Genomic DNA, 18,933 nt, shown 5'->3' with positions numbered 1-18,933 from the left:
TTTGCAGGATTTCTTTAAAATTTCTCAATTAAATTTTCTTTTCCATCGTTCGGTGCGGAATGCCGGCATCGTCAAATTCGTCGGACATGATGTTGTATCCTAACCCTTGATAAAAAGGAATCGCTTGAACTTGAGCACCAAGCGTCAAGATGCTTCGACCCTCTCGTCTCGCCACACGTTCCATTGCTCGCATCAGCTCACCGCCGTAACCTTTCCCACGTGTCGCAGCTAGCGTCGCAACACGTTCGACCTTCATCCGTTGATCGTCGTAGGGACGTGTCCGCCCTGTCGCGACAGGCCGATTTTGTTCGTCAAGGACAAGCAAGTGAATCGCTGTTTCGTCATGGGTATCATATTCAAGATTACGAGGAACCCCTTGTTCTTCGACGAAGACCCGTTCGCGAATCATTCGGACTGCTTGGTGCTGCTCTGCTGTTTTTACTTGAATCACTGTCATGTTACTTGTTCCTCCTTCAATCGTTCTATGTAAGCAACTGCATCCTCATGCGTGTTGAACATCGCCTGTGCGACGTGCTCACTACCACCACCACGTCCATTGAACGTCTTCAAATGGACTTTGGCAAATTTCCCGAGGTGGACCGGACTTGATCCTTGCATCAATAATTTTTTAGCTGATTCGTTCCAAATGAGTCCGAGACGTCCTGCTTCCGCAATCGCTTTGACTAGCTTTTCAGAGAATGGCAATGCCTCGTCAGCATGGTTTACGAAAATCCAATCATCCGTCGACGCCAGTAGTTTATTGAGTTCCGTACGGACATGTGCGGCTTGAACTGTTTCAATCATCCGATTCAAGCGAACGACATCTTGTTTTAATTCTTCGACGGCTTGTGGCAGCTGTTCTTTTTTAGCCGATAACAATTGAGCGGCGTCACGCAAGGCACGTCTTTCCTTCGTTAACAACTCAAATGCGCGCCCTTTCGCGACGTACATCAGTCGAATATTCCCCCGAATCCGCTCCTGCCCTGTCAAGACAATCAATTCTAAATCAGCTGTCGATTCGAGGTGCGTTCCTCCGCAGGCGCTATAATCCAGTTCACCGATTTGGACGACACGAATCTTTCCTGTCACTTGGGGCGTTTTACGTAAAGGCAGTGCGAGTGCCGCCGCCTCGTCGTACTCGTTCGCCGTAATCGGTAACGCCGATGTGATGACCTGACGCAGTCGTTTTTCAAGACGTGCTTGCAAGGCATCATTCCATTCATCTGTTTCAATGTCGAGCGTCGATTCTTCAGAGCCCGTCCGAAAACTTAACGTCTTGATATTGAACTCGTCTTGCAAAATCGCTGAGATTACGTGTTGCGCCGTATGTTGTGCTGCATGATCCGTCCGAACGGCATCATCGATGACGCCCGTGATAGTACCTTCGATTTTTTGATCAACTTGATGCCACACGATGCCGGCTTTAAGTTGAACGTCACGGACCTCCAAATCATTTAATGTCCCTCGATCCGCCGGCTGTCCACCACTCTCCGGATAAAAATAACTTTCCTCTAAGGCAACCCAGTATCCGTGTTCTTCTTTAACATCCATCACGCGTGTCACGAACTTTCGGACCGCAGGATAAGTTTGCTCCAGTCGCATGTCTACCCCACCTTTCTCAATCTATTCATTTGCTATTATGCCATATTTCGCCTAGTATCGTTTGTCGACTTGTCCATTTCCTAGTACACTAGATGAAAGACTATCGACCGCGAAGGGACGAAATGCCGTGATTCAGCACATCAATAAAAATTCACCACTGCCCATCTACTATCAAATTGAAGCTGCATTAAAACAACAAATCGAAGGCGGGGTGTTACAACCCGGCGATTTAATTCCTTCTGAACGCGAATTTGCTGAAGCCCACCAGATTAGCCGAATGACAGTACGCCAAGCTATCACGAATCTTGTAAACGCCGGCTATTTGATTCGTCAAAAAGGACGCGGCACATTCGTTGCGAATAAAAAAATCGTCATGCAATTATCTGGACTGACAAGCTTTTCGGAAGAAATGGAGCATTTAGGGCTCGAACCTGCAAGCGAATTGTTGTCGTATCAGATGATTGCTGCCGAAATGACGATTGCCAATAAACTCGGAATTCGTGAAGGCGCGACCGTGTATGAATTGAAACGACTCCGGATCGCGGATGAACAAGCGCTTGCGCTCGAGACCGTCTATATTCCGGAACAGTTGTTACCTGGATTAAATCAAGATGTTGCGACGGCGTCACTCTATGCTTTTGCTGAAGCAAGCGGACTCAATCTCGGTCGTGCAAGCCAGACGTTCGAGTCACGCCTCGCGACAAAAGAAGAAGCGCAACACCTCGGACTGACGACAGCTGCGCCCGTCTTGTCAGTCGAACAATTGACTTTCCTCGTGACGGATCAACCATTCGAGTATGTTATTTCTGCTTATCGGGGCGATCGCTATACGTTTACTGTTGAAATGGAACGCCGCCGCTAATGGTTAATATCACAAAAAGACCCTGCCGCAAAAGCCGGCAGGGTCTTTCAGCGTGTAGACAAAGTGATATCTGAAAATAAAAGTGTCTTTTTTCGTTGCTTTCCTCGGGCGAGGCGCAAGCCGTTACTCCTTGGTCCTCACGGCCAACGAGCAGGGTCTTGCCTGCCTCTGCAGTGCGTTAAAAACGCACTTTTCCCGTAGGAGTCAACGAAACATGACGCTTTTTAGGTAATACCGTGACGAAAAGCCGCGCATGAAGACGGTTTAGAGCGCCGCGATTCGTCTCGAATCGCTTTTAAAGCGAAAAGCAATCGGTCGCGACCCTGCAGCTTTGCTGTAGCGGCGCGGAAGATTGCCGCTTTGAAGACGAGGCGAGACAGGGAAGCGCGAACTGTTGCTTCTCGATATCACATTTTTACGTTTCATAAGAGTTTGCCTACAGTTTAAAAGACCCTGCCGCAAAAGCCGGCAGGGTCTTTTAAATCGTTATCGAGAATCAAACTTACACTTATTGAATCGTCGAATCGGTTTCTGTCGTTTGGTCCGTTTCCGCCGGTAACTCTGTTTCCTCTTTAATCGGCGCAACTTCTTGCCCTTGCATGGCTTGCGCTAAATTATTTTTGACGAGTTCTAACTGATTCGGATCCAGATGGTACTCCCATTTCCCACTGATTCCGATATAGCCTTCTCCAGCAAGCTGGTACTCCGTCGTATTTTGTAAAGCTGCCGTGAAGTCCGCGAGACGCGTGTAGTCATTTGGACCGAGATTTGTCTCGACATTGTCTCCGACCGCGTTCAAAATATCACGGTATGCACCAAGTGAGCGGAAGCTTGCTGCTTCTTTTGCAACGGCTTGGATGACTTGCATTTGCTTTTGTCCACGACCGATATCACCGAGTGGATCATCATGTCGGTTACGAACATAAGCGAGTGCTTGTTCTCCCGTCAAGTGCTGCATCCCTTTCTCCACGGTAATCGTATCTGCTTTACGTGCAGAATCTTGTTCTTTAAATGCATAACGAACGTCAAGATCGACACCGTTTAATGCATCGATCAATTGAACGAATCCTTGGAAATTCACTTTAACGACATGATCAATTTGAATCCCAAGAAGATTCTCCGTTGTCTCACGCGCTAACTTAATTCCGTTGTATGAGTTCGATTGATCCATCGAACCAAAATAATGTGCATGGGTAATCTTATCTTGTTCGACCCCTGTTTTTCCATAAGGTATATCATAGTTCGAGTAGTCGATGTTGACGAGTGAATCACGCGGAATACTCGTTAAAACGAGTTGCTCCGACTCTTTATTCAAAATACCGACAATCATGACGTCAGAACGTGCCGGTTCATTCCGATCTTTACTTGCTTTTGTTTCATCGGTTCCTAAAATCAAGAAGGATTCAGACGGGACATCATCATATTTTGAACTCACTTTTGAGCCGGGGATTGTAATCTGTGTTTTTGCTAAAGTTTCTTGTGTTTTTATAAAAACCGCTCCAGCATAACCAGAACCAATCACTGTTAGAAGTAATAAAAGTGCTGCTACCACTTTTATGAACATCTTACCAGCGCTCGGTTGCCTCTTTCTTGCTGATCTCGTTTGCATGTTCAAGCCCTCATTTTCACGTAAATTTTCTGTAAAGTGCGCTAATCTCCATTATCCCTACATTTACTGAAATGTCAATTTACGATTCGATTAAACTATGACGCTTGCAACAGCATGCACTAAAGACACCGTATCTCCTAGCGAAAAAAGAGGTCCAGGAAACCGCATAGCGGAATCACGTACCTCCTGTCGTCAATCATTTTTTGAACTACCTCCACCTCCGCTTCGCTTAGAGATGGAGGATTCCTGAGTGATCCGACCTAACGGTCGAAACCTGAACAGGCTAACCCCGTCGTCCCGACGGTTGAAGAAGCGGTCAAAGGCATCGGCAAGATGCTTGACGCTTGTCTGCACAGACGTGCTATCGACTTCTTTCAACCAATCGAACGCCTGCTTCAACACCGGGAGTTCTTTCGAACAAGACCCGTAGGACAGTCCTTTACCTGTCGCTTTGTATGTCTTATCCCACTTCGCTAAGAAGTGGTTGAAGACGAAGCGCGAACAACCAATCGTCTTCGCGATCAGGATTTCCTGCTCTTTTGTCGGGTAGATTCTGAATTTGTAGGCCATGTGAGTCAACATGATGTTCACCTCCTTACAAAGGATATACCTGAAAGAGAGGGTGGCGATTCATCTACCACTTTCACCCGGGCTTCACCCGAATCGTTTAGAAGTGGGCGTATTCTCGCCTAATTTAGATAAAATTCGTATAGGCTGCGCGTCCAGTACGTTTCGCTTCTTCAGACAATAAGGCGGCAGCTTCCTCGTCCAGGACAATCATCACGTCAGCATGACGTTGGAGAATCGTCGCCGGACAATCGGTCGTCGCCGGACCTTCCATCATATCGCGCACGGCTTCTGCTTTTCTGGCACTAGAGGCTACGAGCAAGATTTTTTTCGCCTCCATGATTGTACCGAGCCCCATCGTGATTCCATGTGACGGAACATCTTCTAACTTGTCGAAGAACCGCTGATTCGCTTCACGCGTCGATTCTGTCAACTTCGTTACGTGGGTCGTCGCGTCAAACGAGGTGCCGGGTTCGTTGAAGGCAATATGTCCGTTCGAACCGATTCCGAGCAATTGAAGATCGACACCAAGCTTACGAACCAGGTGTTCGTAACGTTCACTTTCTGCATGGGCATCTTCCGTGTCTCCGAATGGAAGATATGATTTCTTGAAGGCAACTGCATTAAACAGATGTTCCTTCATGAACGTGTGATAACTTTGCGGATGCGTCGGGCTAAGTCCGACATATTCATCAAGGTTGACCGTCGTTACGTGCGAACAGTCTAATGTATCTTGACACCACTCTTCATAAACGCCGACAGGCGAACTCCCTGTCGCCAGCCCAATCGTCAACCCTTCCTCTTGCCGTTGAATTTCATTTTTGAGAAGTTGATACGTGACTTGTGCCAATTCTTCAGCCTTTTCGACAATCATCCATTTCATAAAAATAGACTCCCTTCATTTTTTAAATGTATGGACTGCTCCACGATGAATCGTCCGCTCGACAAATAATGATTCATCCAACACAACGAAATCAGCATCTTTACCAATCTCGAGCACCCCTTTTTTCGTCAGACCAAATTCTTCTGCCTGATTGATTGAAGTCATCCGTACCGCTTCTTCAAGGGAACACCCTGTAAAGGCGATAATATTCCGGAGCGCTTGATCCATCGTCAAGACACTTCCGGCTAAATTTCCGCTCGTTAGTCGCGCCGCACCATCTTTTACGTCGACCGCTTGGCCACCGAGGTCATACTGACCTTCTGGTAAGCCTTTTGCCCGCATCGCGTCCGTGATGACGGTCAACCGGCTTGCTCCTTTCATCCGGTATGCAAAATCAACCATTTCTTTTGCACTATGAATCCCGTCCGGAATGATTTCCGCACGAACCGCTGGATTGAGTAGACAGTATCCGACTGTTCCCGGCTCGCGATGATGCAGTGCCCGCATCTGATTGTACAAGTGTGTCCCGTGGACGACGTTCCCTTGCTCATTCTGCTCGTATGTTGCATCGGTATGGCCGGCTGACGGAACTGCCCCCGTCAGACGGACCGCTTCTTCAAATGCCCGTGCTCCCGGTCGTTCGGGTGCATAGGTGACGAGTTTAATCTGACCACCTGCTGCCTGCTGCCACTTTAAAAATTGTTCGACGTCCGGCTCAACGATATAGTCGAGTGGTTGGGCACCCGCATAATCCGGATTAATAAACGGTCCCTCGAGATGAATGCCTTCAATTGTCGTTGTCTCGGTTTCCATCACTTGCCGCGCCGCCTCGAGTGCGCGCGTAATTTGACTCCAGTCTTGTGTGATCGTCGTCGCAAAAAAGGACGTGACACCTTCCGCTAACATCGCTTGACTAAGACGCATTAAGCCTTTTTTATCGGCGTCCATCGTATCGACGTCATATCCCCCATGAATATGAACATCGATCATTCCTGGAATCAATTGCTTCCCTTCTAAATCAAGTACCCCTTCTTCCGCCACTGGTACATACTTCGTCATATCGCCTAGCTCACTGATCGTCTCTTCAAACCGAATGAATCCCTTCTCTATCACGGTCTGACCCGTATAGATGTTCGCATTGATGATGACAGTCATATCTTCGCTTCCTTTCTTGCTTTGCCTCAAGAGTCGTTTCTCTCTGTTTAGTATAACGCCTCTATTTCTAGTTGTATAGACCTTTATACATTTGTTTAATAAAAAAAGAAGATTCCACACATTCATTGGAATCTTCCCTGATTGATAAACGCGTAATCCTCACCGTCATGGCAGTAACACACGGTCTTTCTTTTTAGAAATGAGACGTGTCACTTTTAAAATCGCAATCGTCAACGATTGACGTTTACGATACGCCAAGTAACGTCCTTCCCACTTTGGATCGTATTTTTCTTTGTAGCGTCTTAGTCCTGTAAAGCTATACATGTAACGAATGTTATTGAAGACGTCAGCCGCGACACGTTCTTGCCAAAATGACGTTTCGTCTTCTCCAACGGCAGACAGTGGTGCCATTCCCATATTGAACGTATGATAGCCTGCTTCTTTTGCATACTCAAACAAACGGATGAACATCGCATCCATAATCCCATTCGGTCCATCAGGACGGAAGCGCATCAAATCGATTGATAAGACACCGTCTTGATAAGCAGGCATGAACGTCATGAAGCCAAGCAAGTCGCCTGCCGCGTCACGCATGATTCCAACGGGTGCTTGATTCAAATAGTCTGACTGAAAGTATCCGAGTGAAAACCCTTTTTCTACTTTGTTCCCTAACCAGTCATCTGATACGTCACGTAACGATGTAAGTAAGGCATTTGAAAATGGCGGTTTTACAACTTCAAACGTCATGCCTTCTCGTTCAAAACGATTTTTAATGGAACGCAGTCCAGCTCGCTTCTTACCGGAAACCGTAAACGTCGTAATATCAACAATTGCTTCTTCGCCTAACTTAAAAAAGTTAAAACCAAAATCATGATACAGAGACATGTTTTGCGCCTGAATCTGATAGATGTTCGGAATGTAGCCCAAATCCTCGACGCGTCGTAGAAACGTACCAATCAATTGCGAATGTTCATCCGGGTTCCCACTCGGGTCACCCAACACAATAATCCGATTTCCTGTCTGACTGAATTGAAGAAATGCCCGACCCGATTCTGAGAAGAAAAATCGTTTATCCCCTAAAAAAGCCAAATGACTCAAGTAGTTTCCGCCTTCTTCCGTCAACGTCTGACGGACTTTCATTTCATCAAAAGCCTCTCCGAGGACCGGATGGTTAAACGTGTTGAACAGGCGAATGAACACTAACAAGTAAACAAGTGCAAAAATCGTTGCACTTGCTGCAAACATCGAAATCTCATGAGACGGATAAACTTCCGTTCCGTCTGCAGACCCTAACGTATAAAACGTATACCCGAAGAAAACAAATCCACCGAGGTAAAGTATCCCGGCCAACGATGCACGCATTAACCGCATCGTCGTAATCAGCGTCCGCTCACGGTGGAAAGATTTTGCCGAAACTGTCAGCAAAATGAGCACAACGACAACCGCAGAAAGCGAGATTAGGTTAAATCCTCGTAAGGCCATCCCAATCAGTGCGAAGAATGATGCCCCGTATACCATATAGAGCGAACGTTTCGTCCGTCGATATAACGAAGGTGCCAGTAAGACGAATAATAACCCGCCCATCAAGAAGAAACTGTTCCCAACTAGTAATAATTCATGCGGTAAACGGGCTTCTAGAAAATCATATTGTGACGAGACCGGCGGTAAAATCGCAAGTCCCCAAATCGCAATACCTGCGAGCAAAGTGATCAAGGCTAACGCAAAATGACGGACCTTACTTAAAAAACGCAGTTGCAAGCGCCAAATGACTCCACCGACTTCGACGGATGGTCCGACGATCGGCTTATCTTCAATCATTTTGACAACAGGTCCGCTAAATTCGCGTGCTGAGAACACCAGTCCAATCACAAAGGGCACTATGTAATAGACGAGACGGTAAATCAACAGTCCCGTCAAGACGCTTCCTTCCGCTACACCAGCGCGTTGCATACCAATCAAAAAAACCAAGTCAAACGAACCAAAGCCCCCGGGAACCATCGAAATCAATCCGGCCGTCGCCGCGATGATGAATACACCGATGACTTTCGCAAAACTGACGTCCGTTCCGAGTGCCTGTAAAATTAAATAGACGACGACACCGGCACTGAACCATTCTACGAGTGAGACGAGTGAATAAAGTACGATTGACGATGGTCGAATGCTACTCGCCCCGCGTCTGAACGTAAACAGGAGATATAAAGGGAAGAAAAGTGCGACACCAATGATAACGGGCCAAAGCCATTTTTTAAAATCGAGCACTTCGAACGCCGGAAAAATATTTAATAAAGACAATGCAGATAAAATCGATAATCCGCTAATCAACGTCGGCGCCATCCAACCAATTGCCTTCAGGAGACGACTTCCTTCAACGAAAGGCCGATAAAGTGCCGTCCGAACCCCCATACCGGCAAGACCACCAAATCCGATGATTCCGTTAAACGAATTCGCAATCCACGAAGCCCGGAAGACGAGACCAAGCGGTGCTTTGACCTCCAAGGAACGTAACAGGATGACGTCATAAAAGAACATCGTCGCGACGGCAAAGAGACCGGCACCGACTAAAAGAATGAACTTCCATGATGGGATTTGCTGAATGGCTTGAATCGATTCATTCAAAGATAAATTTTTCAATTCACTTTGTCCTTGATACAAGATAAAGAGAATTAAAGCAATCGGTAAAATAACTTTCGCGATCGTAACGATTCGTTGTTTATTGAGCTTCATCCAACAACCTCCTTTGACTTCTTGACGAGATAGACCAATCGTAAGAGCAATAACGTTGCTCCGACTGCAAGACCAATAATGAGCCCCCACCAGTAACCATCCGGTCCAAGTGTCGTAAACCGTTCGAAATAAAAACCGAGCGGTAAACCAATCACCCAGTACGCCGAAATCGTCAAGACGAACGTAGCATTGACATCTTTAAAACCACGTAACGCGCCTTGAGTCGGTGCTGCGACCGCATCAGATAACTGAAAGAAAATTGCGAGAATCATGAAATGTGCGGCTAAATTGATTACTTCCGGATCATTGCTATAGAGTGCCGCGACCCGTTCATTTTGTAAGTACAAGAGTCCGCCGGAGAAGAGCGAGACAGCAATACATAATAACAGCCCAATCCAAATATACTGGACGGCATCCTTGACGCGTTTCGCCCCAACTTCGTACCCGACAGTAATCGTCAAAGCTGACGCAGCTGACAGGGGAAGCATGTAAACGAAGGATGCAAAGTTGATTGCAGCTTGATACGCACCGATCACGACATCCCCATACGCACCGAGTAACAACGTCACGGCTGAGAAAATACTGACCTCGGAAAAAATTGCTAGTCCAATCGGCGCCCCTAAAAAGACCAGTTCCTTAATCCGAGTAAAATCCGGTTTATAGAATCGCCGTAAAATACCGAGCCGCTGAAACAATTCCCCTTTTAGAACGATCCCGGTAATGGCGATACACAATAACCAATATGTGATTGCCGTCGCGACCCCTGCCCCGACACCGCCTAACTCTGGAAAACCAAACTTTCCGAAGATAAAGAGATAATTGAAAGCAACATTAATGGGTAAAGAGAATAATAATAATACCATCGTGATGTTCGACTTCCCGAGAGAATCGACTAATGTGCGAAGGACAAAAAAGATAAACATTGGAATGATGCCAAATCCGAGCGTGATGAGATAGACACGTGCGACACGTCTTGCCTCACCCGATAATTCCATCTGATTCAAAATCGGATTGACGAACAGTAAACCGAGTACTAATGTGACAACGATGATGAGTACTGAAACGTAAAGTGCCTGAACGACGATTCGTTTGACTTCACGCTCCTTCCTTGCCCCCATCGCTTGCGAGACGAGCGGCGCGACGGCTAATAAAATACCCGTCAAACCTGTGTAGACAGGCGCCCAAAGGCTTGCTCCGACACCAACACCAGCTAAATCAGCTGAGCCGTATCGTCCAGCCATGACCGTGTCAAAAAAGCTAATCAAATAAAAAGCGACTTGCGTCACTAAGATTGGAAAGAAAATTTTCATGAATTGTTGAATCTTTCCAGACAACGTAAACGTTTCTAACATGACTTCACCACATTCCAGAGCTAAGAAACGGCTCTATTTTAATCATTATTTCTATCTACTAGCTTGTTCTACGTAAAAACCGTGAGGAGGGATTCATATGAATCATCGCGATACTGAAAACTTAACGTTCGAACTACTTGAAACGTGGGCGACATTCAACCACTATGCAAAAGAAGCCCGACAGTTTAAAAATCCGGAAGATGTCCACCAAGCAAGAATCCGTCTTCGGAAGTTGATTACGTTCGCTACGCTTGTCGGTGAGACGGATGAACCGGTTTATCTGATTTGGAGACGACTGATGCGCGCATTTGGCGAGGTCCGTGATTTAGACGTCCAACTCGAACAACAATCTGTCACGTCACCCGTCGAGCAACTATTCGCCGAACACCTCGCGCTCCAACTCCAAGGAAAACGAGCAACGCTACTTGAAACGATGCATCTTCTCATCTCAAGCGAACTCGATAAATCCGTCCGTCGTTTCTTAGCAGGACCGCTGACAAAACGATTAAAACGGATGGATGAAAACGATTTGATTCACGCGGCAAAAAAACGATTTGATAAAAAAGCACAGAAATACGAAAAAGTGCACCAGACAGAAGGACAAAAAAGAATCCAAAAGATGCACGAATTGCGTCTTGCGACAAAGTACTACCGCTATACATTAGAATACTTGCGTCCCTATACCACTCTTCCGAAGTCGACCGTCGATCGTCTAAAACGCGTTCAGACCCAGCTTGGCCAAATCAATGATACGTACAACCGGCTCGAACGGTGGCGCGCGTTTACACCGCCGGATGAATACGAATTGAAACGCGCAAAAGAAGTTACACGACTCGAACAAGCCTTAGTGACGGCACTGGACGAATTTTCACTCGATTAAGGGTGACGCTGGACGAGCAGCTCGAGCATTTTTGTACCCGCAATTGAATTCCCTTTTAAATCGAGGGCCGGTCCAAAGATACCGATTCCGAGATCAGCCATATCGAAATCACTACGTCCACAGGCAACGATGGCACCCGAGACACCACTTTTCCCGGGAAGTCCGACTTGAACAGAAAACTCACCAGAAGCATCATACATGCCGCACGTCGTCATGATCGCACGAATGATTCGCGCATTACGACGAGAGATGACTTGATGGCCGGATGGTGTTTTTCCTGACTGGCTTAAAATTTTACCCATCATCGCAAGGCCCTTACAGTTCGTCAAGATTGCGCATTGTTTTGTGTAGACATCGATGATTTCTTCGACGTTTCCTTCAATGACTCCGTGATAGCGCATGAAGTACAGCAATGCCCGGTTCAAATCCGTTGTTTCGAATTCAGATTTTGCGACTTCCGCGTCGTACTTGACCATCTCGACTTCGATGTCGAGCAGACTCGCGATGAACTCGCGCAGTTTGAGCAGTTTATCTGCCGCATCTTCCCCAGGTAACATACTCGTCACGGCAAGCGCTCCTGCATTAATCATCGGGTTGAGCGGTTTTGTCGGAATCGTCTCCTCAAGCTTCGCAATCGAGTTGAAGGCGTCCCCCGTCGGCTCCATTCCGACTTTTGAAAAGACATAATCCTCACCAAACGTTTCGAGGACGAAGGCGAGTGTGATGATTTTAGAAACACTTTGTAACGTAAATAAAGTGTCCGCTTCACCAGCAGACACAAATGTCCCGTCGGCATTGCAAACTGCGATTCCAAGTTGCGTCGGTTCTGACTTCGCAAGCTCCGGGATATAACTCGCAACCTGTCCGAGTACTGTATAGGGACGACATTCATCAATTAATTCTTCTAGTTGTTGTTGTGTCACGTTCATGTACTTCCCTCTTCCTGTTTTTTTATAGCTTATCATGCTTTGTCAGAACGAGATATGGCAAGACGTAGTTTTGACCGTGAAAGCAAGAAGCTCGGGAAAAGTTACTGTAAAAACAACAAAAAATCTGAACATCATCGAGATTCATACTTTGAATGCCGACGACGCTCAGATTTTTTAACACTTTGACGCTACATTAACGAATGACGAGTTCTGAACCGTCTGCGTCGATTGCGACATGCGATCCATCCTGGATTGCTCCGCTAATCAACGACCGCGCCAGTTTTGTCTCAATCGTCCGCTGGATATAACGATTGATTGGACGGGCACCGTACTGAGGTTCGAAGGCTTCATCGAAGATCAGCGTCTTGGCGGCTTCTGTCACATCAATCGTAATTTCCCGACCTGATAAACGATCTGCCATCTTCGCGACCGCTTTATCGATAATCCGTTCGATTTCTGCGCGGTGCAATGGATGGAATAAAATCGTGTCATCAATCCGGTTCAAGAATTCGGGCCGGAAATGATTTTTCAGTTCTTGACGGACAGCTTCTTCTTCCGCTGCATCGATGTAACCATCTTTTGCGGCTTCCAACAAAATGTTCGCTCCAATATTCGACGTCATGATGACAATCGTGTTCTTGAAGTCGACGACACGTCCTTGCGCGTCCGTCAAGCGGCCATCATCAAGCAGTTGAAGTAAAATATTAAAGACATCGCCATGCGCTTTCTCGATTTCATCAAATAAGAGAACCGAGTACGGACTGCGGCGGACGGCCTCTGTCAGTTGTCCGCCTTCTTCATATCCGACATATCCCGGAGGCGCACCGACAAGTCGGGACACATTGTGTTTTTCCATATACTCTGACATATCAATCCGAATGATGTGATCTTCACTGTCGAACATCGCTGCCGCCAGTGCTTTCGCTAGCTCGGTTTTCCCGACACCGGTCGGACCGAGGAAGAGGAATGAACCAATCGGTCGGTTCGGGTCCTTGATTCCGGCCCGAGCCCGGATGACGGCGTCAGACACGAGTCGGACGGCTTCGTCCTGACCGAAGACACGTGTATGCAGCGTGTCTTCAAGATGGAGCAACTTCTCCCGTTCGCCTTGCGCGAGACGAGTGACCGGAATACCCGTCCATTTTGAAACGATATCTGAGATTTCTTCATCTGTCACGGCTTCGCGGACAAGTTCATGCGAGACGTGTTCTGCCGATTCTTCTGCTGCATGTAACCGATTCTCGAGTTCCGGAATCTGTCCGTATTTGATTTCAGAAGCCGTATTTAAATCATACCGGCCTTCTGCTTCTTGTAAGGCAAGTTTTGCTTTTTCGAGATCTGCCCGCAGTTGTTGGACCCCTTGCGAACTTTCTTTTTCATGTTCCCACCGTGTCCGAAGCGCACTCTCATCTTCACGCGCCGAACTCAACTCTTGTTGTAGCGCTTCAAGGCGTTTACGCGAGGCCTCGTCCGTTTCTTTTTTAAGCGCGGCCTCTTCGATTTCAAGTTGCATGACCCGGCGAACGAGTGAATCAAGTTCTGCCGGCATTGATTCCATATCTGTCCGGATCATCGCGCACGCTTCATCGACTAAATCGATCGCTTTGTCCGGCATGAACCGATCCGTAATGTATCGATCGGAGAGAATGGCTGCTGCGACTAGGGCATTATCATGGATTCTGACACCATGGTGAATCTCGAACCGTTCTTTTAATCCACGCAAAATCGAAATCGTATCTTCGACGTCCGGTTCTGCGACGAGGACTTGTTGGAACCGGCGCTCGAGTGCAGGATCTTTTTCAATATATTTCCGATATTCATCGAGTGTCGTCGCCCCGATACAGTGTAATTCTCCACGGGCGAGCATCGGTTTGAGCATGTTACCGGCGTCCATCGCCCCGTCTGTTTTCCCGGCACCGACAATCGTATGCAGCTCATCGATGAAGAGAAGGATTTGCCCTTCTGCTTCCTTAACCTCGTTCAAGACAGCTTGCAAACGTTCCTCAAATTCCCCCCGGTATTTTGCACCGGCGACGAGCGTACTCATATCCAGGCTAAACAATTGTTTGTTTTTTAAACTCTCCGGTACATCACCACGAACGATGCGCTGGGCGAGCCCTTCAACGATTGCCGTTTTCCCGACACCAGGCTCACCAATCAAGACTGGATTGTTTTTTGTTTTTCGACTGAGTATCCGGATGACGCGACGGATTTCATCGTCCCGACCGATGACCGGGTCCGTTTTCCCTGACCGGAAATCAGCGACAAGATCCCGTCCATATTTTTTTAGGACATCAAATGTCGCTTCAGGATTTTTTGTCGTCACCTTCCGATTACCACGCATCGCTATGATGGCTTCGCGTAACGTCTCTTCCGTCACACCTTGCCCCGTAAATATTGTGTCGCAGGACTGGTTTGTTTCGAAAGTGCGAGTAAGAGGTGTTCGACCGAAACATACTCATCTTGCATCAAACGGGCTTCTGTTTCCGCTTCCGTCAACACGTTCAATAAAGAACTACTGATTCGTGGTGTCGAGACTTGCGCGAGCGCCGGTAATTTTTCAATCGCTTGATTGATGGCTTGTTCCATCTGATCCATCCGCTGATCGAGTTTTTCAAAGACGATTCGAGCGATTCCTTCTTCTTGCGCGATTAAAGCGAGTAATAAATGCCACTCTGTGATTTCACTATGCCGACGTTGTTTCGCAATCGCTTGCGCTGATACGATTGCCTCATGAGCACGATCCGTTAGTTTCTCAAAGTCCATGTCGCATTACTCCTTTACTGATAATTGATTTTCCCACTCTTCATAAAACGTTGCATCCATCTCAGGCAACTTCACTTCTAATTGAACAAGTAAAGCACCCCGATGCCCGTCTTGATTACTTAAGCCACGATTTGGAATGCGTAGTCTTGCACCTGGTTTCGTCCCCGGCTTGACCTTTAACTTGACACGTTTTCCTTCAAGCGTATCGGCGATCACTTCGCCACCCAAGACAAACGTCGTCGGATACACACGCACCGTTGAAATGACGTCATGTTCGTGTCGACGGAACCGGTCGTCATCTTTGAGATGAATCGTCACGTAGACGTCACCCGCCACTCCACTTCGGTTACGCAATGAACTTTTTCCGCGTAAACGAACTTTCTTCCCTTCGTAGACGTCTTTTGGAAGACTCATCTGAATCGTCCCTGAAGCTAGACGAATCGTTACTTTTTCATTTGTACTGAGGTGACTGAGTGGTACCGTCAGTTCCAGTTCTTCATCCGTCGATTCTTCTTCTTGATTAAAAAATGAACCGAACATGTCTTCAAAACCAAAGGATTGACTGCCACCGGTCGGTCGAGACTGTCGTCCATTGTATTGACGGAAGATGTCTTCGTAGTCTGCTGATTGCCCCGGACCCGCGCCAGCCATGCGTTCATAGTCACTTCCATAACGATCATACTGCGTCCGTTTTTCTTCATCCCCGAGGACATCGAATGCCTCCTGAATATCTTTGAAGCGACGGTCTGCACTCGCTTCTTTATTGACATCCGGGTGGAATTGTTTCGCAAGTTTTCGGTATGCCCGCTTGATTTCTTGGTTCGTTGCCGATTTTTCGACACCAAGCGTCCGATAATAATCTTTCGCCATCTTACTTCACTCCTTCACGTATTACTTCTGTATCTTAATTATAAAATCGAATCGCCAATTGGTCAAATATAGTCAAACTTTTTTTCGACGTAACCTCTCTCCATCTTTTCACTGTACGGATTTTCTTCAAACAAGTTTCATGAACCGACTCATGCTATACTGATATCCATAGTTATTCACAAGAAGGAGCGATGAACAAATGGATGGAAAAAAACGTGCAGACGTCAAGCCTGGACTACGTGTCAGCATCGTCTTAAAACAAGATCAGCGTACGGGGAAACGGACGGAAGGAATCGTAAAAGACTTATTGACGAAATCACCGAACCACCCGCACGGTATTAAAGTACGACTCGAGGATGGTCAAGTTGGTCGTGTTCAAGAAATTCTTTAAGTAGATAAAAAGGCGTTCCCGTCGTGGAACGCCTTTTTTCGATTACCGTGTCGCTAAATAACGTAATGTCGCTTCGACTAATATCTTCGCTGCGTCGACCATCGCCCGCTCTTCAAAGTCAAATCGTGGATGATGATGTGGATAATGGGAAGCATCACCTGCACCGGTAAAGAAGAACGTCCCCGGAACTTCCTTTAAATAATAGGCAAAGTCTTCCCCGCCCATTGTCGGATCAATTTCAAATAAGCTTGTATCCCCGATTACGTCACGGGCGACAGCTTCTAAAAAACGTGTCTCAACCAAGTCATTGATGACAGCCGGATACCCCGTTTCATAGTGGAACGTATACGTCGCCCCTGCTGCGTCACAAATCCCTTTAATCGTCCGCTCCATCTCCAAGACGATTTTTTGAGCAACCGTCTCATCGAACGTCCGGACGGTCCCCGTCAATTGTGCCCGGTCAGCAATAACGTTGAACGTATTTCCGGCATGAAGCGTCCCAATCGTCAAGACGGCTTGCTGCAATGGATCGAGACGACGGCTGACGATACTTTGAAGTTCTTTGACAATCGTTGCCCCAAGTAGTACGGCATCAATCGTTTCGTGCGGTTTTGCCCCGTGTCCGCCTCGACCGAATAATGTTAACTCGAATTTATCCGCCGCTGCCATGACGGGACCGACCCGTGTTCCGATCGTCCCAAGCGTCGTCGTCGACCAAAGGTGTGTTCCGAAGATGACATCGACTCCGTCAAGACAGCCGTCAGCAATCATCTCACGCGCTCCCCCCGGCACCACTTCTTCCGCATGCTGGTGAATCAAGACGACATTTCCCGTCAGCTGTTCTTTTTGACTGGCGAGAACTTCCGCGACGGCGAGTAATGTCGCCGTATGACCATCATGCCCACACGCGTGCATGACTCCTGGAACAGTCGAACGATAATCAACCGTTTTTTCATCTTGAATCGGTAACGCATCAAAATCTGCCCGTAATGCGACCGTTTTCCCCGGTTTTCCTCCTCGAATCGTTCCGACGATACCACGTCCTCCGACATTTCGTCGGACTTCGATTCCAAGTTCTTCGAGACGACTTGCGATATAATTCGGTGTCTCGACCTCATGAAAAGAAAGTTCAGGATGTTGATGTAAATACCGTCGGCGTTCAACCATTTCCGGAAATAGCTGTTCGATCCGGCTCGCTATCGACTGATCCACTGAGTAGCCCCCTTATTTTTTTCCGTGCAACATCTTCACACTTTCACGTGTGTACTGAAGTCGTTCAATCGTATCCGTATAGTGAATTGCTGCATAAGACAAGAAGAGCACATCAATCGCAAACAATTGTGCCAAGCGCGAACTGAGTGCCGCACTTCGAAGCGGTGCTTCCGGTGCACGCGATGTCCACAATGCGATATCTGCCAGCTGACTGATTCGGTTATCACCAAATCGGGTTAGACTAATCATTTTTAAACCGCGAATTTTTGCCAGTCGCATCAGTTCGACGACTTCTTCTGTTTCTCCGCTGTAAGAAATCGCGAAGAAGACATCATCCGGACTCGCATTTGCAAGGAGTGTCGCTAAAAGATGCTGATCCGATTCTTGAATCGCTAACTTCCCGACGCGCGTCCACTTTTGGGCTGCATCAAGTGCGACGACGTTCGAAGCACCGATTCCATAAAAGTAGACAGCACGTGCTTGATCGAGGGTTTTTGTCGCTTCTGCGATTCGGACATCGTTCAATTGTTTGGCTGTATCTTGTAGGGCTTGTATACTGTTACTAAGCGTTTTTTCGATTAAATCTGCTGGACGTTCGTTTTCTTCGATATCGTGATATCCTGTCAAATCCGTTCGTGCCGTATCAGCAGAAATCCGCATCCGCAGTTCCGGATATCCCTTTAGTCCAAGCGCACGACAAAATCGAACGACGGCCGCAGCACTCGTATTCGATTCTTCTGCCAAATGATGAATCGTCATCCCAGCGATTTCGTTCGCGTGGGATAAAACAAAATCGGCTACTTTCCGTGACGAGGACGGCAACTCCTCGCGTACTGCTTCAATTTGTGAAAAGATACCACCCTTCATTCAATCCGCTCCTTTGACTTGACGTTCTTTTAGAATCCGTTTTCATGTTATACATTTAGTGTACATTTTATGAAACTTAATTTCAAATAATTATTGTATTCCAAAATTTAATCATAATAAAAAAGGACCCATTTGCATGGATCCTTCAGCGTGTAGACAAACTATTAAAAAGCGTAAACATACGGTATCGAGATGAAATCCGTTCGCGCTTCCCTGTCTCGCCTCGTCTTCAAAGCGGCAACCTTCCGCGCCGCTACAGCAAAG

Annotated in this window: 14 protein-coding genes and 2 pseudogenes; 3 read left to right on the top strand and 13 right to left on the bottom strand. The window is 47.1% G+C overall.

The window, feature by feature from the left end:
- Positions 1–28: 28 nt before the first annotated feature.
- Both P403_RS0110610 and P403_RS0110605 read right to left on the bottom strand, forming a co-directional pair.
- Positions 29–457: a GNAT family N-acetyltransferase gene (locus P403_RS0110610; protein WP_029332617.1), complete on the bottom strand. Its 429-nt coding sequence runs from the start codon at positions 455–457 to the stop codon at positions 29–31.
- On the bottom strand, positions 454–1,602 hold the full coding sequence (locus P403_RS0110605; RefSeq protein WP_029332616.1) for an alanine--tRNA ligase-related protein: 1,149 nt from the start codon (positions 1,600–1,602) through the stop codon (positions 454–456). The genes P403_RS0110610 and P403_RS0110605 overlap by 4 nt, the downstream gene beginning before the upstream one ends.
- 127 nt (positions 1,603–1,729) lie before the next feature.
- On the opposite strand from P403_RS0110605, the gene phnF reads away from it, so the two are divergent.
- On the top strand, positions 1,730–2,464 hold the full coding sequence (gene phnF, locus P403_RS0110600) for a phosphonate metabolism transcriptional regulator PhnF (RefSeq protein ID WP_029332615.1): 735 nt from the start codon (positions 1,730–1,732) through the stop codon (positions 2,462–2,464).
- A gap of 508 nt (positions 2,465–2,972) precedes the next feature.
- Here the strand turns inward: phnF and P403_RS0110595 are convergent.
- The 6 genes and pseudogenes from P403_RS0110595 to P403_RS0110570 all read right to left on the bottom strand — a co-directional run bounded on the left by P403_RS0110595 (position 2,973) and on the right by P403_RS0110570 (position 10,754).
- Positions 2,973–4,073, bottom strand: coding sequence for an LCP family protein (locus tag P403_RS0110595; protein WP_029332614.1), 1,101 nt, complete (start codon positions 4,071–4,073; stop codon positions 2,973–2,975).
- 291 nt (positions 4,074–4,364) lie between these two features.
- Positions 4,365–4,655 (bottom strand): annotated as a pseudogene (locus P403_RS0110590) (helix-turn-helix domain-containing protein); the annotation flags it as partial.
- Positions 4,656–4,767: 112 nt separating this feature from the next.
- Positions 4,768–5,523 (bottom strand): glucosamine-6-phosphate deaminase, encoded by a 756-nt coding sequence (nagB, locus tag P403_RS0110585; RefSeq protein WP_029332612.1) that lies wholly within the window; start codon positions 5,521–5,523, stop codon positions 4,768–4,770.
- 15 nt (positions 5,524–5,538) lie between these two features.
- Entirely contained in the window at positions 5,539–6,678 is a 1,140-nt protein-coding gene (gene nagA / locus P403_RS0110580) for an N-acetylglucosamine-6-phosphate deacetylase (protein WP_029332611.1), read from the bottom strand.
- Between the two features lie 165 nt (positions 6,679–6,843).
- Entirely contained in the window at positions 6,844–9,402 is a 2,559-nt protein-coding gene (gene mprF, locus P403_RS0110575; protein ID WP_029332610.1) for a bifunctional lysylphosphatidylglycerol flippase/synthetase MprF, read from the bottom strand.
- The gene (locus P403_RS0110570) at positions 9,399–10,754 is read right to left on the bottom strand and encodes an MATE family efflux transporter (RefSeq protein WP_029332609.1); all 1,356 of its coding nucleotides are present in this window, start codon (positions 10,752–10,754) and stop codon (positions 9,399–9,401) included. The genes mprF and P403_RS0110570 overlap by 4 nt, the downstream gene beginning before the upstream one ends.
- Positions 10,755–10,851: 97 nt before the next feature.
- Here P403_RS0110570 and P403_RS0110565 point away from each other — a divergent pair, with 97 nt between their 5' ends.
- A complete protein-coding gene (locus P403_RS0110565) occupies positions 10,852–11,634 on the top strand; it encodes a CHAD domain-containing protein (protein ID WP_029332608.1) in 783 nt (260 codons plus the stop codon).
- Here the strand turns inward: P403_RS0110565 and glsA are convergent.
- From glsA to P403_RS0110550, 3 genes and pseudogenes are all read right to left on the bottom strand, one after another.
- Positions 11,631–12,563, bottom strand: coding sequence for a glutaminase A (gene glsA / locus P403_RS0110560; RefSeq protein WP_029332607.1), 933 nt, complete (start codon positions 12,561–12,563; stop codon positions 11,631–11,633). The genes P403_RS0110565 and glsA overlap by 4 nt on opposite strands.
- Positions 12,564–12,756: 193 nt before the next feature.
- Positions 12,757–15,329: pseudogene (gene clpB / locus P403_RS16065) on the bottom strand (ATP-dependent chaperone ClpB).
- Positions 15,330–15,335: 6 nt separating this feature from the next.
- Positions 15,336–16,199 carry a DnaJ C-terminal domain-containing protein gene (locus P403_RS0110550; protein WP_029332606.1) on the bottom strand — a complete coding sequence of 288 codons (864 nt, stop codon included), beginning with the start codon at positions 16,197–16,199 and terminating at the stop codon, positions 15,336–15,338.
- 199 nt (positions 16,200–16,398) lie between these two features.
- On the opposite strand from P403_RS0110550, the gene P403_RS0110545 reads away from it, so the two are divergent.
- The gene (locus tag P403_RS0110545) at positions 16,399–16,590 is read left to right on the top strand and encodes a YwbE family protein (protein WP_029332605.1); all 192 of its coding nucleotides are present in this window, start codon (positions 16,399–16,401) and stop codon (positions 16,588–16,590) included.
- A gap of 42 nt (positions 16,591–16,632) precedes the next feature.
- On the opposite strand, the gene P403_RS0110540 is transcribed toward P403_RS0110545, so the two are convergent.
- Positions 16,633–17,757, bottom strand: a complete 1,125-nt coding sequence (locus tag P403_RS0110540; RefSeq protein ID WP_051667487.1) for a M20 family metallopeptidase — start codon at positions 17,755–17,757, stop codon at positions 16,633–16,635.
- A 57-nt stretch (positions 17,758–17,814) separates the two neighbouring features.
- Positions 17,815–18,669 (bottom strand): MurR/RpiR family transcriptional regulator, encoded by an 855-nt coding sequence (locus P403_RS0110535; RefSeq protein WP_029332603.1) that lies wholly within the window; start codon positions 18,667–18,669, stop codon positions 17,815–17,817.
- Positions 18,670–18,933: the final 264 nt, after the last annotated feature.

The sequence above is a fragment of the Exiguobacterium oxidotolerans JCM 12280 genome (genome assembly GCF_000702625.1).
In the GTDB taxonomy this organism is placed as follows: Bacteria; Bacillota; Bacilli; order Exiguobacteriales; family Exiguobacteriaceae; genus Exiguobacterium_A; species Exiguobacterium_A oxidotolerans.
Note: the sequence above shows the minus strand (reverse complement) of the source record. Positions and strands in the feature narration are given on the sequence as shown.